General features: G+C 43.4%; 21 protein-coding genes. 9 read left to right on the top strand and 12 right to left on the bottom strand.

Going from position 1 to position 22579, the window contains the following annotated elements; translation table 11 throughout:
• Positions 1-39: 39 nt before the first annotated feature.
• Positions 40-1290, bottom strand: coding sequence for an MFS transporter (locus BK120_RS10590; protein ID WP_076267470.1), 1251 nt, complete (start codon positions 1288-1290; stop codon positions 40-42).
• Positions 1291-1545: 255 nt separating this feature from the next.
• Here BK120_RS10590 and BK120_RS10585 point away from each other — a divergent pair, with 255 nt between their 5' ends.
• From BK120_RS10585 to BK120_RS10560, 6 genes are all read left to right on the top strand, one after another.
• Positions 1546-2436: an ROK family protein gene (locus BK120_RS10585; protein ID WP_076267469.1), complete on the top strand. Its 891-nt coding sequence runs from the start codon at positions 1546-1548 to the stop codon at positions 2434-2436.
• Between the two features lie 230 nt (positions 2437-2666).
• Positions 2667-3242: a DUF4183 domain-containing protein gene (locus BK120_RS10580; RefSeq protein WP_083681854.1), complete on the top strand. Its 576-nt coding sequence runs from the start codon at positions 2667-2669 to the stop codon at positions 3240-3242.
• A gap of 83 nt (positions 3243-3325) precedes the next feature.
• Entirely contained in the window at positions 3326-3610 is a 285-nt protein-coding gene (locus tag BK120_RS10575; protein ID WP_076267468.1) for a DUF4183 domain-containing protein, read from the top strand.
• A 117-nt stretch (positions 3611-3727) separates the two neighbouring features.
• Entirely contained in the window at positions 3728-4162 is a 435-nt protein-coding gene (locus BK120_RS10570) for a BclA C-terminal domain-containing protein (protein ID WP_076267467.1), read from the top strand.
• A gap of 229 nt (positions 4163-4391) precedes the next feature.
• Complete coding sequence (locus BK120_RS10565; protein WP_076267466.1) at positions 4392-4943, top strand: glutathione peroxidase; 552 nt, start codon at positions 4392-4394, stop codon at positions 4941-4943.
• A gap of 48 nt (positions 4944-4991) precedes the next feature.
• Complete coding sequence (locus BK120_RS10560; protein ID WP_076267465.1) at positions 4992-5672, top strand: class I SAM-dependent methyltransferase; 681 nt, start codon at positions 4992-4994, stop codon at positions 5670-5672.
• A 63-nt stretch (positions 5673-5735) separates the two neighbouring features.
• Here the strand turns inward: BK120_RS10560 and BK120_RS10555 are convergent, their stop codons facing one another.
• From BK120_RS10555 to rbsK, 3 genes are all read right to left on the bottom strand, one after another.
• Entirely contained in the window at positions 5736-6302 is a 567-nt protein-coding gene (locus BK120_RS10555) for a TetR/AcrR family transcriptional regulator (protein ID WP_076267464.1), read from the bottom strand.
• Between the two features lie 19 nt (positions 6303-6321).
• On the bottom strand, positions 6322-7032 hold the full coding sequence (locus tag BK120_RS10550) for an MBL fold metallo-hydrolase (protein ID WP_076267463.1): 711 nt from the start codon (positions 7030-7032) through the stop codon (positions 6322-6324).
• Positions 7033-7111: 79 nt separating this feature from the next.
• A complete protein-coding gene (gene rbsK / locus BK120_RS10545) occupies positions 7112-8038 on the bottom strand; it encodes a ribokinase (protein WP_076267462.1) in 927 nt (308 codons plus the stop codon).
• Positions 8039-8125: 87 nt separating this feature from the next.
• Here rbsK and BK120_RS10540 point away from each other — a divergent pair, with 87 nt between their 5' ends.
• Positions 8126-8671 (top strand): hypothetical protein, encoded by a 546-nt coding sequence (locus BK120_RS10540; protein WP_076267461.1) that lies wholly within the window; start codon positions 8126-8128, stop codon positions 8669-8671.
• A gap of 23 nt (positions 8672-8694) precedes the next feature.
• Here the strand turns inward: BK120_RS10540 and BK120_RS10535 are convergent, their stop codons facing one another.
• Positions 8695-9975: an adenylosuccinate synthase gene (locus BK120_RS10535; RefSeq protein ID WP_076267460.1), complete on the bottom strand. Its 1281-nt coding sequence runs from the start codon at positions 9973-9975 to the stop codon at positions 8695-8697.
• 110 nt (positions 9976-10085) lie between these two features.
• Here BK120_RS10535 and BK120_RS10530 point away from each other — a divergent pair, with 110 nt between their 5' ends.
• A complete protein-coding gene (locus BK120_RS10530; RefSeq protein WP_076267459.1) occupies positions 10086-10964 on the top strand; it encodes a LysR family transcriptional regulator in 879 nt (292 codons plus the stop codon).
• Between the two features lie 43 nt (positions 10965-11007).
• Here the strand turns inward: BK120_RS10530 and BK120_RS10525 are convergent, their stop codons facing one another.
• The 6 genes from BK120_RS10525 to BK120_RS10500 all read right to left on the bottom strand — a co-directional run bounded on the left by BK120_RS10525 (position 11008) and on the right by BK120_RS10500 (position 19033).
• A complete protein-coding gene (locus BK120_RS10525; protein WP_076267458.1) occupies positions 11008-12786 on the bottom strand; it encodes a sensor histidine kinase in 1779 nt (592 codons plus the stop codon).
• On the bottom strand, positions 12783-14324 hold the full coding sequence (locus BK120_RS10520) for a response regulator (protein ID WP_076267457.1): 1542 nt from the start codon (positions 14322-14324) through the stop codon (positions 12783-12785). The genes BK120_RS10525 and BK120_RS10520 overlap by 4 nt, the downstream gene beginning before the upstream one ends.
• Positions 14325-14451: 127 nt before the next feature.
• Complete coding sequence (locus BK120_RS10515) at positions 14452-16107, bottom strand: extracellular solute-binding protein (RefSeq protein WP_076267456.1); 1656 nt, start codon at positions 16105-16107, stop codon at positions 14452-14454.
• A 77-nt stretch (positions 16108-16184) separates the two neighbouring features.
• Entirely contained in the window at positions 16185-17081 is an 897-nt protein-coding gene (locus tag BK120_RS10510) for a carbohydrate ABC transporter permease (protein ID WP_076267455.1), read from the bottom strand.
• A 34-nt stretch (positions 17082-17115) separates the two neighbouring features.
• Positions 17116-18078, bottom strand: a complete 963-nt coding sequence (locus BK120_RS10505) for an ABC transporter permease (RefSeq protein ID WP_076267454.1) — start codon at positions 18076-18078, stop codon at positions 17116-17118.
• A 175-nt stretch (positions 18079-18253) separates the two neighbouring features.
• The gene (locus BK120_RS10500; protein WP_076267453.1) at positions 18254-19033 is read right to left on the bottom strand and encodes a YheC/YheD family protein; all 780 of its coding nucleotides are present in this window, start codon (positions 19031-19033) and stop codon (positions 18254-18256) included.
• A 298-nt stretch (positions 19034-19331) separates the two neighbouring features.
• Here BK120_RS10500 and BK120_RS10495 point away from each other — a divergent pair, with 298 nt between their 5' ends.
• A complete protein-coding gene (locus BK120_RS10495; protein WP_076267452.1) occupies positions 19332-20633 on the top strand; it encodes a glycosyltransferase family 39 protein in 1302 nt (433 codons plus the stop codon).
• Between the two features lie 1047 nt (positions 20634-21680).
• On the opposite strand, the gene BK120_RS10490 is transcribed toward BK120_RS10495, so the two are convergent.
• The gene (locus tag BK120_RS10490) at positions 21681-22559 is read right to left on the bottom strand and encodes a carbohydrate ABC transporter permease (RefSeq protein WP_076267451.1); all 879 of its coding nucleotides are present in this window, start codon (positions 22557-22559) and stop codon (positions 21681-21683) included.
• Positions 22560-22579: the final 20 nt, after the last annotated feature.

Raw genomic sequence — 22579 nt, 5'->3', positions numbered from 1 at the left:
CGATTATGAACATGAGATGAACGGAAACTGAAGCGAAAATTAACCTTTTTGAGTAAGCGGATTCCGCTTCCAATTGCCTGATATAAATAGAAACGTACCGATCCATCCGCATATAGAAGCAATAACCAGCAGCAATGACAAAGATACACTATGCGAAAGCGATGTGCTTAAAGTCGGCCCAATCGTTCCTCGAACGCCAAAAAGCATCAAATGCAGCCCGAAAACCATTGCTTCCCGGCCAGGCGCCAGTCGGAAGACAAATGCCAATATGCCGATATCCCAAATCGCTTCCCCGATTCCTTGTATCGCATTGCCGGTTATAACCGCGGCATAGCTGCCCCAAAGTCCATATAACATCGGCACTATAGCGTAAGCTGCAATGCCGCATAACAGCGTATATTTAATATCGATGCGATCAATCATCCAGCCCGCTATCCAGAACGTAAGCAGCAGCGCTGTAAAATAAGCGACACGAGCATAACCAATTTGCAAATTGGAAAGCTGAAGCACATCTACCTGTATAATTTGATACAACGGATTTGCAAACATATTGCCAAACCCGGTAAGTGTAGTCGCAGCTAAAAAAACAGCTAACGTTCGATTTTCTTTAATAAGCTTCCACTGCTCCTGAAGCGGGAACCGGCTCGTTTTTTTCAGAGAAGCAGGTTTATCAGGAGCCTTCTGTACAGGCAGCTTCACTGTATTAAATAGACTTATAGAGAGAAAACCCGCAATGGAAGCTGCAATGAGTGGACCTGACGGCCCAAAGGCATCCGACCAGCTGCCAACAAAGTAAGCAAGCGGGATCATAATAATCCCCATTGCCACCCGCACATACCCCATTAGTCTTCCACGCAAATCAGAAGGATACATACGCGATACTAATGCCGCATACGCAGGAGCCTGCACGCCCATTAACAGCTGAAATACAAGCGCAGCCACTACATACAAGGATGGATAAGCGAAAAAAGCCGGCAACAGCAGGAGCAATCTGCCGATGGCATTAGGAATGACGACGAACGGCTTGGGATTATTCGCTTTCTCAATCCAAGACGCCCAAAATGGCGAAAACAATAAACCAACGGCAGGTGCTGCTGACAATAATCCAACTTGAAAATTGCTTGCTCCTTGTTGAATCGCGAAAGCTACATAGAACTGGTTCATGACGACATTAAATAAGCTGAAAAGACAGGATGCACCTAAATCGATGCGGGCATTTCTCCATACATTTGCAGTCATTGGCATACCGAACTTCATGATTCGCGAACTTTCCTTGGCCTCGGATTCCATTTGGGCAGCTACCTTCTTCTCTAGGTTGATGATATACGCACGGAGGACCCTTTGCGCCGCAAAGGATCCTCTCTCAAGCACTTCATTCGATTGGATATTACTACACTCCTTACTTTTTGTACAGCATTAGTTGATTAAAAAAGCATACGCTTCCAAAAGGCACTGATACGTTCGGTTCTTTCTAATATTCCAGTAGTATGATAGACTTTTTCTCAAAGGTTCACAGTCATTTTCATTTCATTGGAGGGTATTTACGTGAGTATTGCAGTAGGAATTGATATTGGTGGAACAAAAATAGCATTTGGCTTCGTAGACGAGCAAGGAAACGTTATTGCGAAAGGTTCATTAAAAACTAATCTGCAGATCACGCCCGCAGACATGCTTGCGCAGGTTGCAGACGCGGTAAAGCAGCTGGCAGAGCAAAATGGGCTAGCGCTAGAGACGCTTAAAGGTGTTGGCGTAGGTGCACCCGGACCGCTTAATACGATAAAGGGTGAGCTGACTTGCCCTCCAAACTTAAAAAGCTGGTGGGGTTTCCCCGTTGTAGAGGCATTGCAAGCCCATCTGCCGCTTCCGATTAAGATGGAGAATGATGCAACCGCTGCTGCCCTTGCTGAGAAATGGGTCGGCGCTGCACAGGATTCCGAGCATTTTATCTTTATTACGATAAGCACAGGCATTGGCGCAGGCATCTTTATGCATGGCAAGCTGCTTACTGGGTCAACAGGAAATGCCGGCGATGCTGGCTTTATGATTATGGATCAAGCCGGTACGCCATGGGAAGTCGTCGCTTCCGGTACAGCCGTTGCCCGTCAAGCGACGGAGCTGCTCGGCCGAGACGTTTCTTCCAAAGAAGCATTTGAGCTGGCGGCGCAAGGCGACCCCCAAATGTCTGAGCTGGTTAATCGTGTATTCAAAACAATCGGCATGGGCTGCGTATCGCTAATCAATATTCTTGATCCGAACAAAATCGTTATCGGCGGCGGCGTCTCACAAGTAGGCGAACCACTATTTGCAGCGGTCAGAGACTATGTATCCAAAAACGCGCTTAACCCGTCAGGCAGGGAAACGGCTATCGTACCCGCGAAGCTTCAGCAGGACGCTGGACTAATCGGCGCTGCCGCATTAATTCAACAAGCTTACTAAGCGGTTGAAAATATAATATAAAAGGAGCTGCTGTTCGAGGCTATAAGCCTTGTACAGCAGCTCCTTTTTTGCGTGATGAATGAATAGAGTTATATTTGGATACTTGGTCACTCCGTTACCTATTTTCATCTAAATAGTTTACAGCCTAATTGTAATGGACGTTTAGTCCATACCGCTGTTCGATAGCGTCATATCATACCCTATATAGTTTAATATTTAGGGAGGTATGAATGAGCTTGGGAAATCCACTCGCAACAAAGAAGAAAACAATTCGTATATGCCCAATAAAAAGAAAGAAAAAGCACAAAAAGATCATTAATTTCAAGAAGAGGCCTCATGCTGTCAATCAACATAACTCACAAGAAATTCGAGGAACTCAAGGTTCGCAGGGGTCTCCAGGCCCTCAAGGTACACAAGGTCTTCAAGGGCTTCAAGGGCCTCAAGGACCTCAAGGACCTCAAGGACCTCAAGGGCCCCAAGGCGAATCGGGATCTATTATCGTCCCTTCTATTATCATTTTACCAGCTGCCCAAAGATTTTTTTATAAGATGACCTCAGATGCAGAATCCCAATTCACTATTCCAGCCGATGATTTTACAAACGATGAAGGAGCTTTCATAACTGCTTTTGCAGGCAATGGTCCAAATAGCTATAGCAATCTTTATATCAATGGGATATTGCAAGCAGGCAGTTTGTATATCATTAATGAAAATAATTTGAACATTAGTCTCGATAATCAAACGATTTATTCGGGTACGCCAATCATTCTCGAAACCGTTACATTCTCAGCTACAGTTGTTCCTTAGTTCAATCTATTAAACTCCGCGATTCAGACCTTCCCTTTTTCGAATACTAGCATAAGTTAGTAGAGAGAAGAGAGGTGATATAAATGCCAATTACAAAACCATTCATGGCTGCCAGAAGATTTAGTGCCACAGCAGGGGACGGAACTGGAGTAGGTGCTGCGTATAATATTCTTGCAACAGCAACAACGAATGACACCGGTACAGCTGCAACTGCATTTCCAACTGCTCCTGCTTACTACAATCTATATATTAATGCACAGATTCAAACTGCAGATACATCAACCGTTACGACTACTGCAATTACCATACCAGACGGTGATACACTCGATCCTTTGACTCCAATTGTAATCGAATTTGTTGTAAACTAACCTAATTTGTTGACTTGGTGCCGACAATATTTCTTTTTTTATTGTCGGCATTGTTTTTCATTAGAGGTTATTAATTCCTTACATAGCTTCTAATTATAAATAAGGAGTTGAATATGAATGCCGTTCATTTACCCTATCTCTCCCCCAATAGGTTCTGGATATATTTATAATATCAGCGCTCAAACGGTTCCGGTGGAGGCAGATATTATTTTTGATACAAGTATTATTTTCACACCCGGTATTACGCATTCCCCTGGAACCAGTCAGATTACCGTTTCCACCCCTGGAAATTACGAAGTTACTTTTTCAGTGCCGGGAGTAGAACCGAATCAATTCGCCTTATTTTCAAATGGAACGCTAGTTACAGGAACCATATATGGTTCAGGAGCTGGTACTCAGCAAAATAATGGGCAGTCTATTATGGCTCTAGCGGCTGGAAGTATTCTCACACTGCGAAATCATAGTTCAACTGCTGCCGTTACGCTGCAAACTCTGACCGGTGGCACTCAAACAAATGTAAATGCTTCTGTTATAATCAAAAAATTAAGTTGATTTCTAATCCACAACCTCACGAGGAAGTGGATTTTTCTTTCCTGCAAAACTTTATAATTATTGCTAATGGCATCAACTGTTTATTGCATTTGCCTATAACAATTATTTTCTTTATATATTAGACCAATAGAATATTTGGCTATATGATAGATTGAATCATACAAATGATTTCCATATTGCGCAGTTATTGAGGAAATAATAAATCAGTAACACAGGGGAGGTTAACCACATGTCGATTTATGATTTTCAAGCGATCTCCATTTTCGGAGAAACAGTAAAACTGTCATCCTACCGCGGAAAAGTTATCTTGATCGTCAACACGGCAAGCAAATGCAGTTATTCACGTCAATTCAATGATCTGCAGGTGTTATACGAAAAATATCAGGAACAAGGATTCGAAATTCTCGCTTTTCCTTGCAACCAATTCAACGAGAAAGAGCCAGGCAGCAATTCGGAAGTGAAGCAATTTTGCGAGGTCAACTTCAAAGTTACGTTCCCGCTGTTTGAGAAAACGAATGTGATAGGAGCATCATCTCATCCATTATTTCAATATCTGACGCAGCAAGCTCCGTTCCAAGGCTTCGACACAGAGACGGCGAGCGGACAATGGATGCAGCACTTCCTGCAGGAGAAATACCCAGAAATATCTGCTGGGGACGGGATCAAGTGGAATTTTTCCAAGTTTTTAATTAATCGCGACGGATATGTTCAAGAAAGATTCGAATCGACGATAGAGCCCATCGCTATTGAGCCTGCCATCATATCGCTTCTATGTACTTAAGGAGTGAGCCAGTGAGGACATATTCGGATAGTCTAGGAGGATAAACGGATGGGAATAGAATGGTACGATCGAATTGCACGAAAAAATGGCGGATATCGAAGCAATGCGGTATTTACGATCGAAGGTATTTCAGCAGAGCAATTATTTGAAGAAAAATTAGTTGAAATGCTGCCTGCATTTGATACGGTTCTTGATGCGGGTTGCGGACACGGCGATTTTACACTAAAGATGTCACTTCATACTAAGTCGATTGTTGGATTTGATAATTCAATGGAAATGATTAAGATTGCCAACTCCATGAAAGATGAGAGCCAAGCTCATAATATATCGTTTATTTACGCGACTACAAAAACCGATTTGCCATTTACCGACGGACAATTTGATCTCATTTACGATAGGCGCGGACCAACGTCCATTTTGAATCATAGCAGAATACTACGCTCGGGAGGTACGATATTTGGTATACATTCAGGCGCTCTCGAATTGGTCAAAGAAAGATTAAACAGTAATGGTTTTATAAATATTCAAATTGAAGAGTTTAATCAAGCTGTTTTCTATTTTCCAGACACAAATGAATTTGCTAAGTTTCTCACAGGCATTCCCGGAAATCCTGACTATACTGATCCTTTATTAAGCAAGGATTTCGACGCCAAAGTTGAAGAGAATCAAATAAATGGAAAACTGGGCGTAAAAGAATACAAATATATTTGGAAAGCTAACAAACCTTAAATTACTATCGAAGCGGGAGCCAAGCCAATCTATTTAGCATCTCTGGCTCCTGCTTCTTTTCTATCATGATTTAACACGAAGACCGTTCAAATACGTTTGGATGACAATTTTTAAGCTTTCGTCGATAGCCTGCGGCATGCCAAATCCACCCTTTTGTTCAATCGAAGCGAATCCGTGCAGCAAGCTGCGCAATCCCCGTACACTGTGAATGGCCTTCTCATACCCAAGTTCATAATGGCTTAGCGTCTTAACGAGCAAATCCACAAGCTGCTCTCCAATTGCTGCATATTCTGCTTCATCCGCATCTGGCGAGCGCAGCGTCAGCTCATAGACGCCTGGATGTTTTCTGGCAAAAGAAATGTAGGCAGAAGCAATAGCATGAACCGCTTCATCGCCTTCTTTATTTTGTAACGATTCATTTATCGCTGCAAGCAGCTTCTGTAAACCGTAGATAGCCAGCTGTATGCGCAAAGCGTTTAATCCATCCACATGGTTATATAATGAAGGAGAACGCACTCCAAGCTTCTTGGCGAGCGTCGCCAGCGTAACCTCTTCGATGCCTAGCTCATCTGCTATGGCAGCTGCTTCCTCTACGATAGTCGCCAAATCAAGCCCTCTTCTAGGTGACATATTATCCCCCCTCTCCTATTTATTTAACCAAAGAACGTTCCGCTGTGGCAATCGCCTTATCCAATAAACGTTTAGGCTGCAGCACCATGTTGCCATGGCCAGCAGCGAGCAACGATGGTTTCAAATCTCTTAACCTTCGAGCCGTCTCCAAACTCGTTTGTTTATCCCAAGTAGCCATTGCTGGAAAAGGAAACAGCAGCTTTATCTGTCCTGATACTGCAACGCCTGCTCTAGTTTGAAAAGCATCCCCTACGATGAGAATGTCATTCCTCGTATCTAAAAATGCCATCGAACCAGGCGTGTGTCCCGGTGCAGCTACCGCAAGCAAAGAGCCCACGCGATCACCATCCACCAGCAAAACATCAGGTTTTGTTCGAACGTTTTTAGGCAAACCGCCTCGTATGGGCAAGCTGCTCTCATTAGGATCTAACGTATGATCACCGCTAAGCAGTCTTGCATCTCTCTTGGATATAAACACCTGTGCATTTGGAAGCCTTTCTTTTAGCCCGTCGAGCGAACCGATGTGATCCGCATGAGCATGAGTCAAAACAATGCGGGTAATCGGCTTTCCTAGCTGCTCCGCTGCCCTCAGAATGGCATTGACGTTGTTTGGAAGTGCGGCATCCACTAACGTCAATCCTTCCTCCTCCTCTACCAAGTAACAATTTACTGGAAATACCTTAGGTAAATAGGTCAGCTGTACAACCGTTTTCTCGCGTGTCATTCTCATTTCAAATGGCCCCCTCAACAAAAACTAATGATATTAGTTTTATAATAAACTAATACCATTAGTTTTAGCAAGCCTATTTTTAATTTTTCTGTTCGCTTTGAAGAAAAGCTTCAATTTCTGCTTTAGTGGGAATTGATGCTTGGGCACCTTCCTTCGTAACGGCTAGTGCCGCTGCTGCTGCTGCAAAGATTAAAGCCTGCTCAGCCTGGCAGCCATCGGCGCTTGCAGCCGCGAATGCACCGAAGAAAGTATCGCCCGCTGCCGTCGTATCAACAGGTTTTACTTTGAATGCAGGAATGGTAGCTTTGTCGCCTTGCTTATTTTGATAGAAACAGCCTTTCTCCCCTAAAGTTATAATGACGTTTCTTGTTCCTTTGCCCATGACTACTTCAGCAGCCGCTTGAGCTGAGGAAGCATCGTTTACCGTTAAGCCCGTAACAACAGCCGCCTCGGTTTCATTTATAATAAGAGTATCAATAAGCGGAAAAACATGCTCAGGAATAGCCCTTGCCGGGGCAGGGTTATAAAATACTTTACTGCCGCTGCTGCTAGCACTATTCATGACGGATAACGTCGTCTCCCACGGTATTTCATTTTGAAGCAGCACGGCATAAATATCCGACCACTCTCCATAACCCGCTGCTGCATCCTTGTCTGTCAGTTGACCATTCGCACCCTCAGATAAAACAATATGGTTTTCGCCTTCACCATTCACAGTAATAATAGCGAAACCTGATGTTCCTTGCTTGCGTAATACTTGACTAGTGGAAATTCCATTATCTTGTAATGATGTAATCAATGTCTGAGCAAAAGGATCCTCGCCAACTGCGCCGATCATCACACATTCCGCACCTGCGCGAGCCGCTGCAACCGCTTGATTTGCCCCTTTGCCGCCCGGAAAAAACGAGGTGGCTGCACTAGAGATTGTTTCACCCGGGAGCGGGAATTTTTCGACCTGACTAACGATATCCATATTTATGCTTCCAACAACGAGTATTTTTTTCATAGTTTGTTCATACCCTTCCCTAATTAACGATTCAGTTCATTCTTTTGAATGCATGTACCTATTTTAACAGAAGGAGTAGATCTTCACATGATTACCGCTTTTATTATCGGCTGCGAGATAGGATTTTGGTTATTTGTACTTATCGGCTTATTATGCCGCTATATTTTCCGTTTAAAAAAGCTTGGCGCTATATTCTTGATTGCAACACCCCTCATCGATTTGGCACTAGTTATTGCTACTATTTATGATCTTCGCGGCGGCGCAACAGCTACCTTCGCGCATAGCTTGGCTGCAATATATATCGGGGTTTCCATCGCTTGGGGACATCGGATGATCAAATGGGCTGATGAACGGTTCGCTCATCGCTTTGCCGGCGGACCTGCTCCTGCTCGCAAGCCGAAATATGGCAAAGATCATGCTCGCTACGAGCGAAATGGCTGGCTGCATCACTTGCTCGCATGGGTGATAGGCGCTGCCATTTTGTATGGCATGATTTTAATGGTTGGCGATGCGGTGCGAACGGAGGTTTTATTTAACACGCTTCGTTTATGGTCGATTATACTCGTCATTGATTTTGTCGTCAGCTTTAGCTATAGCCTATGGCCACGCGCCAAAAAAGCAGAATCCAATTAGGATTCTGCTTTTCTTATACTAAATCATCGTGTGATTAGCTGCTCACGACGCGGTCCTACCGATACGCTTGCAACTTTTACGCCAATGGCTTCTTCCACAAACTGAACGTATTGCTGCGCTGCTTCAGGCAACTGCTCAAAAGTTGTACCTTGCGAAATATCGCAGTTCCAGCCTGGCAAGCGCTTAAGCACTGGCTTAGCGGATGCAAGCGCTGCTGTCACTGGGAATGAATCCTTAATGATTTGTCCACCCAATTCATAACCTATGCATACTGGAATTTCATCTAAGTATCCTAGAACATCAAGATTGGTCAGCGCAACCTCCGTAGCCCCTTGCAGCATGCAGCCATAACGCGTAGCCACCGCATCAAACCACCCCATTCGGCGCGGGCGCCCTGTATTCACGCCAAATTCTCCTGCGTCGCCTCCCAAACGGCGAAGCTCATCCGCCTCCGCACCTGTCAGCTCACTAACGAACGGTCCGGCTCCAACACAGCTGGAATATGCCTTAACTACCGCAATAATTCTCGTAATTGCATAGGGTGGAAGACCCGCGCCTACTGGCGCAAAACCCGCCAGCGTAGACGATGATGTGGAGTAAGGATAGATGCCGTGATCCGGATCACGCAGCGCCCCAAGCTGTCCTTCCAGCAATATCGACTCTCCGGCTCGATACGCATCATTTAACAGCTTCGTTGTATCACAAACGAAAGGCCGCAGCTTCTCCGCTTGCTCGAGCAGCACGGTCAGAAGCTCCTCCGCTTTGATCGGCTTTCTATTGTACAACTGCTCAAGCAGTACATTCTTGGCTGCCAAGGATTGCTCTAAACGCTGCAGCAATCGCTGCTCATCATACAGATCCGCAACTTGTACGCCAAGCTTTGCATATTTATCTGAATAAAAAGGAGCAATGCCTCTTTTCGTCGATCCGAAGCCGTTTGAGCCAAGCCTTTCCTCCTCCAGCTCGTCAAATAAGCGGTGAATAGGCAGTACAACCTGTGCTCGTTCGGATATTCGAATTTGCGGCTCCGGTACTCCTCGTGCTATCAGCTCAGTCCTCTCCCGCAGCAGCACTTCAATATCAAGAGCTGTGCCTGGGCCAATGACGTTCGTAATCTCTGGATAAAAGACGCCAGACGGCAGCATATTCATCGCGAATTTACCGTAGCTGTTAATAATCGTATGCCCTGCATTGCTGCCTCCTTGATAACGTACGACAAATGAGGATTTGGCAGCTAACGCATCTGTCATTTTCCCCTTGCCTTCATCTCCCCAATTCGCTCCCACTATAGCGGTTACCGTCAATTCAATCGCCTCCTAATGTTGTTATTGCCCTTTAAGGTTTATTATAATGAATCATGTGACATTAAAATAATTGATATAACTAATACTTCATATTAGGTGGGATTATATCTGTGATCGTAAACATGGAGTGGTATCGCGTCTTTTATTGGACGGCTAAGACAGGAAACTTATCGCGCGCTGCAGAACAGCTTTATATTACGCAGCCAGCCGTGACGCATACGATTAAGCAATTAGAGGCAAAGCTAGGCGGCCAGCTTTTTTTCCGTATGGCCAAGGGGGTTAAGCTTACGACTGAAGGCGAGGTACTCTTTCGATATATTGAGCAAGCGTATAGCTTTATTGAAACTGGGGAAAAAATGCTCGCAGAAATGCACAACCTGCAAAGCGGTGAAATTAGTATCGGTGCAAGCGACACGTTATGCAAGCATTATTTGATGCCATATTTGGAGCAGTTTCATACGGAATATCCAGAGATTCGCATTCGTGTGACGAATCGAACAACCCCTGAAACCATCCAGCTTCTAAAGGAAGGAAAAATTGATTTTGGCATCGTACATATGCCTGCTTCGGACAGTCAGTTAGACTTTCGGTTAAGCGTGCCCTTGCAGGATATACTCGTCGGTGGTCCCGCTTATTCATCTCTTGGTGATACCGCCATCGAGCTTGAGGATATTAGCAAGTACCCGTTATTGCTTCTAGAAAAAGGGGCGGGCACACGAGAGTTCCTTGACGAGTATGCCGCAGCGCATGGTACAAAGCTCACGCCAGAGCTTGAGCTTGGCAGCATGGATTTGCTTGCAAAGTTCGCACGAAGCGGCTTTGGGCTGGCCTTCCTCGTTCGCAGCTATGCTGCTGATGAGCTTGCTTCAGGCGAGCTCGTCGAAATTCCGATGCTCCCGCCCATCCCGGCACGCAGCATCGGTATCGCAACGCTTCGCGGAGTGCCGCAATCCGCAGCATCCAAACGATTTTTGGAGCTGCTGCCTTAAGCCGCTTGGCAAAAAACTAAATGCATAAAAAAAACGTCCTATTCTAAATAGGACGTTCTGGTTCTATATCTTTTTTTCTAGCTGGAATAGTGATCGAAATGGATGTGCCCATTCCTCTTTTGCTCACGATACGAACGCCGTATTCTGCTCCAAAATGAAGCTTGATCCGCTCGTCCACATTCCGAACCCCGTAGCCCACATTCACTCTCTCAATAGGATCGGACATTTGGCGTAAAATCTCAGGATTAATGCCAACGCCGTCATCAATAACTTGGAAGGTTATTAAATCTCCCTCCATCTTGCCTACGATTCGAATGTTAATCTGTGCTCCATACCAAGCATGCTCAAGCGCATTTTCGATAAAGGGCTGCAAAATAAGCTTTACGGTCGTAAATCTTAAAATATCAGGATCAATGTCAAACCAGATTTGCATACCGTCCTCGAATTTCGTCTTCTGAATATTGATATAGGCATTAATCTGCTCCAGCTCATTCCGAATCGGAATAACGGTTCTACCTTCATTCAGAGATAGCCGGTAAAATTTCGCTAAATCAAGCACCATTCGCTGCAGCTTATCTACCTGTCCAAACTTAGCCAATCTACTGATCGAGGACAATGTGTTATATAAGAAATGCGGATTGATTTGCGCTTGCAGCGATTCCAGCTCCGCTTCCTTTTTCTTCATGTTCGTCATATAGACTTCTTGAATTAATCCGTCAATATTATGACCCATATCGTTTAAAGCAAAGGAAATGCGCGTAAATTCATCCTTCCCTTTAAAATGAATCTTTTTCTTGAAATTCCCTTCTTGAAAGGCATCCAGCACACGAACGATCTTGATAACCTTACGGGAATAAAAGCGAGAAATATACAAGCCTGCAAGTGAAAATACAACAAAGCAAGCCAAGCAAATTAAGAAGGTCCAAAGCTTTACCTTGTCAGTAGCCTTCTCCATAATATCGGTTGGAACGAGTGCGAGCAGCTTCCAATTCAGTTGTGGTATCTTTTCCTCTACGGCCCAATAGTTCGCCATTTCCGCTTCACTCAGCGATTCACCAATATTAAAATGGGTATCACCGGAGGAGAACATAATTCTTCCATTCTCGTTGAGTGCAAAAATTTTCGTTCCTTTACCGATTTTCTCAGAATCAACGCTCTCAAGAAGATCGGTAAGTCTCAGGCTAATACGAACGAAACCAATTTCCTCAAGCGTAATGGGATCATTCATATTAACAAGTCTTCTGAGCAAGGAAATATGCCCGAATTTTGTATCCCCTTCAACCTGCTTCCACTGCATGGTCTCGCCATACCGCTCCACGGGGTAATCTATATACCATGCCCTGTCCTTAATTCTAGAAATATGGTACAAATCAAATAAAGGCCCCTCCGCGTTCAGCGGATCGGTATTATTATAATTGTGATAAATTTCCGGCAATGTATTGTTATGTAGATAGACTGCAAGACGCATTTTGTTGCTTGCTGCCTCCACCGTTGTTTGCATTTTTGGAAGGAGCTGCTTCGTCGTGGCTTCGTAGCTAACCCAGCCTTCTTCATAATGACGCAAATAGGATGCAAGATTACTGTCAAAATAAAGCATGCCGGATATACGTGACACATCCTCCATTTTGTACATAATATTATCCTTCATCTGAGCCAGCGTACCAAGATTAATCTCGCGGGTTCGCTCTTGAATGGAGCTTGTAAAAATAACATTCGCTGCATAGCCAATTAGGATCACCGGCACCATGATAAACAAGCTGTAGGTGAGCATAATTTTGATCCCAAACGGAATATAACGGTGCTCCTTCTTATGTTTGGTCATTTTCGTCTAAACTCCAACGGCGTCATACCGTACATTTCTTTAAATTGCTTGCTGAAATATGGCAAGTGACGATAGCCTACTTGATCTGCTATCTCATAAATTTTCATGTTTGTTGTTTTGAGCAGCTCACACGATTTCTCCATGCGCAGCTGAATAAAATATTCGCTGAAGTTTTTACCTGTCTCCTCTTTAAAAATAAGGCCAAGGTAGTTCGGCGATAATGAAAATTGCTCCGCCAAATCGCGCAATGTAATGTTATCATGTGTACGTTCTTTCATATAATCAATCATTTGTTTAATAAGCTTCCAATTTTTTTTGTGCTTGTTTGCCTGCAAAGTTTCGGATATTTCGTAAACCCTGCGTCTCAGCCACACATGAATATCGTTGATCGTCTCAAACTGCATAATAATATCGTAATTATTCAGCTCCATGCCAAGCAGCTGAAATACATTTTCATTCGTTCTTTGCAAATAATTATCAAGCTTCATTACGATATAAAGCGCATAGTTGCGCAGCGTAAACTTTGACTTTAAGTTTTTGGCAACCTGAAATAAGTCATCCAGCTCATCATGAATGCGAACGAGCTCATAACCCGACATCGCAACAAACAAGGCTTCCAGCTTCGCATCGAGATGCTTAACATCCTCTTTCTCTGCCGGCCTAACCTCGCCGTGGCCAATGACCTTTCCTTTGCCATAAAACATTTTCAAATCCAAAGCTTCAACGGCCTGACGATAAGAGGCCGAGAATTCGTTGATCGAATCACATAATTCACCTACGCCTGCGGTAATGGAGAAGGTATGCTGTTCGTTGACTCGATTAACGATCTTGAGTGGCAAAACATCTTTATCCGATTGCTCAATGAGAATCGCAACCCGGAATTTGCTAATTTTACAAATATGCGAAATGCCAAACTCCTTACAGATCGATACCACTTGTTGAATCTCATCCTGCTCTGCCCGCGTCTCATCGTTCAGTTTCCAAGACAAATCATCGACTTCAATTACGGCTACTAAGCCAGGATAGAGAAAACGATTCATCTCATATTCTTGACTCAATACCTCAATGGTTTTGTCATCGCTCGTTCCTTCAAGCAATTGCAGCATATATTCATTTTTTACGATCGGAACCATTTGTCCATATGTATTTTGCCGCTCTTGCTCATGGTCCAAAACATCTCGAACCTTAAGCAGGGAATCAATCAGCTCCTGATCATCCATCGGCTTTAAAACATAATTGACAGCATTAAGCGACAATGCCTGCTTAACATAGCTGAAATCCTGATATCCGCTTACGAAAATAATTTTAATATCCTTCGACATCTCGAGTGCGCGTCTAGCCAGCTCAAGCCCCGTCATATTAGGCATACGGACGTCAGTTACAAGAATATCTATTTTTTCCGTATCCAGCACCTTACAAGCATCAAATCCGTTCATCACACCCGCTACGATTTCCATACCGAGATCTGTCCAAGGAATAAAAGCACGCATACCTTCCAAATCTAGCTTTTCGTCGTCCGCCAGCAATACTTTATACATGATGTTATCAGCTCCAATTAGGCAAAGGCTTTACGTTCATCGAACATTTCATCGTTCTATTAAAACGAAAAAACTCGGGTACACTAAATATCTTAGTATACCCGTCGTTTTTACGAAAAGCTATGGCTTATTCAGCTTTCATTTTTGCAAGGTTAGCTTGCCATTTTTCTGTTTTGAATGCTAGCAATTTGTCATAACCAGCAGCTTGAGCATCTTTTTCGCCTTTATCAAGAACAGCTAGTACTTCAGCATCATTTTTCGCGAACAATGCTTTTGCTCTAACTTCTAGGAACAAGTCCTCGATACGTTGACGGATGATACCTTCTTCTGTATCCGGTTGTGGATCGATGTTAATGAATTCTGTTGCATTGGATTGCGTTTTCCACGTAATTTCACGTTGGTAACGAGTAGACCAGTTTTGTTGCTCAACTGGCAACGACTCTTCAAATTTAGCTTTTGTAGTATCTAGGAATACTGTGTTACCAACCCAGTTAAGGTTCGTTGTAATCGCTTGAAGCTTACCAAGACCGCCTGCATCTGAAGTGTATTTTTCTGTGAACTTCGGAGTTTCGCCGTCAGCTTCTACGCCATCCCAATAGATTCCTGGAGGTCCCCACATCAAAGCGCTTTGTCCTTCTGGACCAGTTAACCAGTCATAGAAAGCGAAGATTGCTTCTGGGTTTTTAGCGCTTTTCGTAATAACCGTTACGTTCCAGCCTAACATACCATACGTACCAGGGAATACTTTGTTTTTGTCAACGCCTTCTTTGTGAATCGGCCAGATCATGAAATATCCAGCTTCCGGATCGTTTTTCGTAAGCTCAGCATGTGCTTGCATTGCAATTTCAGTCGGGCTTGCTGATGCAAATACTGCTACACGGCCAGTCATTACTTTTTCAGTAATTTGGTCAACGGTTTGCGTCATTGCATCTTGCGTAATCAATTTTTCACGGAACAGCTTGGAAGTGTACTGCATTGCTTCACGGTACTCAGGGTCAAGGAAGATTGAAGTCAGCTTGTCGCCGTTAGGCACAGCACGCATACCTGGGAACTTCTGATCGTTTTCTTTGAATGCAGAGTACAATACATCAAGGCCTTGTCCATCTTTTGCTAAATGCGGCTCGTAAGGAACAACATTCGGATATTTTTCTTTAACCAGCTTCAAGTAGCTGTACAGATCATCTGTTGTTTCAAGCTTAGGTGAACCAAGCTCTGTGTAAATCTTTTTGTTTACAACATAACCAGAGTTTCCGTTAGGTTGTTTTGTATACCAGTTAGGGAATTGATAAAGCTTGCCATCTTCTGAACGAAGCATGTTGATGCCTTCATCGCCCAACCATTTTTTCAAGTTCGGATATTTATCAAGATAGTCATCGAATGGAACAAGCAGATCAGCTGTGCGCAATTTCTCAACATCAACACGCTCTAGCCAGATCGCATCAGGAAGCTCGCCAGTCGCAATCATCGTATTCAGCTTTTGTGGAGCCGCACCACCGGAGTGGATAGGTTTTACGTTTACTTTTTTTGTATCTCTAATCCAAGTACTCGTAATGTCGCCGCCCCATGCTGGCATAGTGTACCAGTCATAATGGCCATAAAGGGTGAAATCAAGCTGCTCCTTGCCAAGTTCATAAACCGATGCCGGCTTATTGCCGCTATTTTCCTCCGGCTTGCTTCCTGTTTCTCCGTTTTCTGTTTTACCGGCATTACCGCTACAGCCTGCCATTAAAGAAACGGCCATAAATGCAGAGACGATTGGGACGAGTAGTTTTCTTTTTTTCATCTGTTTATTATCCCCTTTCAAGCTCATTTTTATATGTTCAAAGCTTTCGCTCTAAACCACATGTCTTAAACTGCCTGCTACTCTTTCAATGATCCAACAAGAACACCTTTAACGAAATATTTCTGAACGAATGGATACACCATAATGATAGGAATCGTGGCAACCATCATCGTTGCCATAGACAACGATTTGCTCGTTACCGTTCTCATTTTGGCTAACTGCCCTTGCGCTGCAGAATCTAGCTGTGACATTTGATCCGATACGATATTAGAGTTCAAAATCTGCTTAAGCATCGTTTGTATAGGAAGCAGCTTCTCATTGGTGATGTAGATACTTGGACCAAACCAATCATTCCAATGAAAAACAGCCGTGAAAAGCGACAACGTTGCAATAACGGGACCAGAGAGTGGAACAACAATGCGGAAGAAGATACCCCAGTTGCCGCTTCCATCGATTTTCGCCGATTCCTCAAGCCCTGCAGGCAAGCCTTGGAAGAATGTGCGGAAGATGATCATGTTCCAAACGCTGACTAGTGTTGGAATAATGAAAACCCAGAATGTATTCATGAGGTGAAGCTCACGAATGAGCAAGAAAGAAGGAATAAGTCCACCACTGAAGTACATCGTAATGATACACAAGATCATGTAAAACTTGCGGCCCATCAATTCTTTCTTCGAGAGGCCATAGGCGAATAATGCCGTTATAAATATGGATGCGATTGTACCGACTACTGTCCGACTGATCGAAACCAGAAACGCAGTTACCAATCGTTCATCCTTGAATACGATACCGTAGTTTTCCAAAGTCCAATCACGCGGCCAAAAGGTTACGCCCCCCATGGAGGTGTCTATTCCGCTGTTGAAGGATATGACAAGTGCATTCCAGAATGGATAAAAGGTCATAAAAGCTAATAACGTTAGTAAGATGTAGATGGTCACCGTCATCACGCGGTCTCCAAAACTGAGCCTGATCACTGCATCATCCGCCTTTCCGGGCTAATTGTATAGTTTACCACAAGCTGCTGCCGGCCCTGCGTGCCAGAAAGTTCGCCATTGTCAAAAGTCCTACGCTGATAACGGCTTTGAACAATCCAACCGCTGTTGCGTATGAGTATCTAGAGCTTTGTATCCCGACTCGATAAACGTACGTATCGATAACATCTGACACGTCCCTGAGTACAGGGTTTACAGCAAGCAATAGAATGTCTTCGAAGCCTGCATTGAGTAGATTGCCAATCGCCAGAATCATGAAGATAAGGACAACCGGCATGATCGAAGGCAATGTGATCAAAAAGATTTGTTTGAACTTACTCGCGCCGTCCATAGATGCAGCTTCATACATGCTTGGATCAATACTTGCAATTGCTGCTAGATATACGATGGAGCCAAATCCAATTTCCTTCCATACCCCAGTCGAAACGAGGATGGACCAGAATAGTTCTGGAAGTGATAGAAAGTTGATCGGTTCATCGATAAAGTTCATTTTCTCAAGTACGATGTTAATGCTTCCATTGTCCGTAGACAGCATCGACATAATCAGTCCCGCAACGATTACCCATGACATAAAGTGAGGCAGGTAACTTACCGTTTGAACCAGCCGCTTAAACATTAAGTTTTTCACTTCGTTAAGCATAAGCGCCAGCAAAATCGGTGCCGGGAATCCAATGAAAAATTTCAACAAGCTGATAATAACCGTATTTCGCATGACCTTGAAAAACTCCGGGGAGCTGAAGAACATGTCAAAATGTTTTAATCCAACCCATTCGCTTGCCATAAAACCTTTGAAGATGCTGTAGTCTTGAAATGCCATCAATATACCGTACATTGGGATGTAACTAAACACGATGATTAGTAACAATGCCGGCAATACCATCATTTGAATGTCCCATTGTTTTGCGAAACGCAGAAACGCATTTTTAGTTTTAGGTTTTGGTTTTTTTAATAGTTCTTCATTAACGGATAGTTGCGCCACTACTCAATCCCCCTTGCTCTAGTTGTTCTACTAGTATTCTATCGCGATCATAAACGCACTAATAGCTATCTGAACAACTAAAAATGATACTTTTCAATCATTGGAGTAAGCGCAATCATTAATAAGTATAAAAAAGCAGATCGAGAAATCGTCTCGATCTGCTTTACATTTTTTTTCATTTTGCATCGCGCCTTCCGTAGCTGGCAGCAAAATGTTTCATTTTTTTATAGGCCGAAGGATCAAGCTTTTTAAGGGGATGAAATTGCGGATGATTGGAATTCACCTCAAGAACCCATAACTGCTGCTTCTGATCATATGCAAAGTCGATGCCAAGCTCGTGCATACCCGATCGTTTTTTACTTAATGTCCGTGATATTCGCAAGGCCACCTTGCTTAGTCTGCTGATCCGCTTATCCGTTGCTTCAATAGAAAGTCCTTGCCTTTTTCCAAGTTTTTTCATCGAATAGATTGCTCCGCCTTGATAATAGTTCGTTACGATTTTATGGCGAGCTCCTACCTTTACCATTAAACCCGTACAAACCCACTTGCCTTCCGGCTTCCGCTGAACCATCGCTCGAATATCGTAGGGACATCCATCCACGCGATCTAATGATATTCCTTTTTGAATAATGAGCTTACTCGATTTCATTTTCTTTATTTGCGAATAAGCTTCGGAAACGGAATTATAAAATTTTTGTATTTGTTTTTTCTTAACGATTGAATAAAGCTCATAACCTGAATTCACCCGTTTCAGCTTAAATATGCCCAAACCGAGTGAGCCAATATCTGGCTTGACATAAACGGTGTCATGACGGTTTAGCATCATCTGCAAGTGCTCACGGCTGAATGATACCGTATGCGGTACATACCGCTTCAATTTTTTATTCGCACATAAGTATTTGCAGACCCGCAGTTTTCCTCTTATATTGCGACTTGCATACTTTTTCTTGTACACAAAAGTTCACCTCAGCTTACTTTATGACAGGCTGAACAAGTGCAACTGTACGAACGTTTATAGACAGCAAATATACTAATCCATTTTTCTTCCAACCGATTGGAACATTTTTCATATGATACACGTTATAATGGAGTTATTATAAGCGAAAGGTGAGCAGCAGAATAAAAACTAGGACTGATAGAAATCGTTGTAACTTGAAAGAACTCGTTTAACCCAAATAGACCCATTAGACACAAAGCTTAAGGTCACACTATTATTTATAAGAGTTATAAATCATGAAAAGCGGGGCAATGAAATGAAAATTTTTCAAAAAGTAGACAATGAAGCACTTTTATACCGTATTATTTTAGCAGTTGTTGTTGTGTTTTTCATTGCAATAGGAACATTCATCACGTTTCAGCAAGGCAGCGATATGTATTTAGGCAATTTCGAAGAATATAATAACGATGATGTAAAATATATACGAAGTGCCGAGACATTGCTTAATGAAGGTACATTTACTTATCACAAAGTAGAAGATTCGACCGTATTTATTATGCCTGCCCTTACGATGGTGTTGGCATTTTGTTTGAAGATATTTGGATATTGGCAAGGTATTACTGCATTCCGCATTCTTCAAGTTTTAATGATGGCAGGTACGATGATTCTTCTTTATCAAGTTTGTCGACGATTTTTTCATGAACGAATCGGTGTAATAGCAATCATGCTGTTCGCGCTATATGCACCTAACTATATGGCAGCAAATTTAATTTTAACGGAAGCCTTTGGGCAGTTGTTTTTATGGCTGTTTATTTATACCGGAATTATAGCTGTAGATAAAAAGAAATTGAGTTGGTTCGCCATTGCAGCAGTATGTTTAAGTATCGGGATATATGCAAGGCCAAACTTTGCACTCCTTCCGGTCGTATTTTTAATCTACATGCTAGTTAGAGGATATAAAATAAAAGAGATTATTAAACCAGCTATTGTTGTATCTGCTGTAATATTAATTTGCATTTCCCCTTGGTGGATAAGAAATGCTGTCGTATTTGATAAATTTATTCCGCTTACGCTCTCGTCCGGCAATCCATCTGTATTAGGAGCTATGATCGATTGGAGATATCCTGCTGGTGCAGAAGAGAAATTCAGTGAGGACTTTAAGCGGTTAGGCGAGGCAAAGGATGCCATCGAATCCAATGAAATTCAAGCTGAGCTTGCCAAAAAAATTAGAAATTATGGATTTGAAACGGATCGCAATCGTTATATTAAACATTACACCGTTGATCGGGTAGTCGATATGGTCAAAGTACCTTATTATTGGAAGCCCGTACTTCATATTTCGAAACCCATCGTGGGCGTATATCACTACGTGCTGCTATTGCTCGGAGTAATTGGATTGCTCATGACCGTTATTTTTAAAAGCAAACGCAAAGAACTATCGATATTGATAATAACCATTTTATATTTCATATTTACTTCGCTGCCATTTATTACGTTTGAACGATACGGTTACTTCATTATGGCGTTTATCACGATATATGCAGCCTATCTCATTCATGAGCTAGTTGAAGCTGTGCGTTCGAAGAAGAGAAGTTCTTTGAGACAATCAAACCATTAGAGGGAGGAACCAAACCTTTAGAGGCTTCTACCGGACCTTCAAAGGCTTTTCCAAACCTTATAGGATTACTACCAGACCTTCAAAAGCGTTTCGAACCCTTTAATGATTACTACCAAACCTTCAAAAGCGTTTCGAACCCACCCAAACCCTCCCTTCCAAGGGAGGGCCCCAAGGGCTGCGCCCTCTGGACACCCGCAATTGGACTAACGTTAAAGCTAACCATGCGCTCTTTTGCTGCGTTTGCGTTGGAACGCTTTCGTCCCTTTGGGACACGCTTTACTTTGGGTGCATAACCCGCTGATTACTTAAATACAATAACCAAACCTTCAAAGGCGTTTCGAACCCACCCAAACCCTCCCTTCCAAGGGAGGGCCCCAAGGGCTGCGCCCTCTGGACACTCGCAATTGGACTAACGTTAAAGCTAACCATGCGCTCGTTTGCCGTGTTTGCGTTGGAACGCTTTCGTCCCTTTGGGACACGCTTTACTTTGGGTGCATAACCCGCTGATTACTTAAATACAATAACCAAACCTTCAAAAGCGTTTCGAACCCTCCCAAACCCTCCCTGCCAAGGGAGGGACCCAAGGGCTGCGCCCTCTGGACACCCGCAATTGGACTAACGTTAAAGCTAACCATGCGCTCTTTTGCTGCGTTTGCGTTGGAACGCTCTCGTCCCTTTGGGACACGCTTTACTTTGGGTGCATAACCCGCTGATTACTTCTATAAGGAACTGTATGATGCTTATTTTGCTGAAAACTACTTTGCTAAAGTTCTAACGAATCCTAGTGACGTTATCTCATGTTATTTAGGGTGATAGGTGTTACTTTTCCCGAAATAACGATTCTGGGGTTCGTTAGAATATTAATCGAGTACGAAACGTTTGAATAAGAGCTGCTGGGTTCGTTAGAGTTGGCAATTGCGTCGCTCTGCTTAAACTTCATCGATAAAACCCAGAAATACAGAGGGGCTGTTCCTAGCGTAGATAAATCTACGTTTGGAACAGCCCCTGTTTTTTGGTGGGATGTGAGTGTGTGTTGTGTTTACTCGATTACTCTTTGACCGAACCCATTACCAAACCTTTAACAAAAAACTTTTGGAGGAATGGATATACGATAAGTATCGGGAGAGCGCCGATGAAAATTTGCGCTGATTTTACTGTTTTTTGTGAGATTAGCGCTAAATCAGCTGGGTTCATGCTCATCGAGCTCATATCGCGCTGGATGATAACCGTTTGAAGGAATGTGGCCAGCGGATAACGCTTTGGATCTCCGATATAAAGCAGACCGTCAAACCATGAATTCCAATGAAAGACCATGCTGAACAAAGCGAGCGTTGCAATGGCCGGCAAAGAAACGGGTAGATAGATGCTGAACAATGTACGGAAATGTCCTGCTCCATCAATAAGCGCTGCTTCCTCCAGCTCCTTGGGTACTCCGCGGAAAAAGTTGAGCATAAGGATCGTTAAGAAGACATTAACCGCTCCTGGTAGCACGAGCACCCAAAAGTTGTCCATAAGGCCAATCTTTTGAATGACCATATAAAACGGGACAAGTCCCCCGTTGAAGAGCATCGTGAATACGAACAGCCAAGCATAAATATTTCTGCCGCGGAATGCGGTGTTTTCTTTGGATAGCGGATAAGCTGCCAAGAAGGCTAACAACAAAGTCAACAGCGTCCCGATTACCGTCCTCTGAACGGCGATCCACATCGAGTTTAGAAAGATCGGATTGCTTGTCGTTTTTCGGTAAGCATCCAACGTGAAATCTACCGGCCATAGACCGACGATATTGGCATCCGCTGCCGCCTTTGCACTTAGCGATACGGCAAGCACATGCAGCAGCGGAATCACACATAGCAGGGCAAGAACGATCAATAGGATCGTATTAAACGTGTTGAAAACGCGATAGGATGGTGATTTATGATACATTCGGCAGGTCCTCCTTTGGC

Origin of the sequence: Paenibacillus sp. FSL A5-0031, assembly GCF_001956295.1 — a bacterium.
Lineage (GTDB): Bacteria > Bacillota > Bacilli > Paenibacillales > Paenibacillaceae > Pristimantibacillus.
This window is presented reverse-complemented; position numbering and strand designations above follow the sequence as displayed.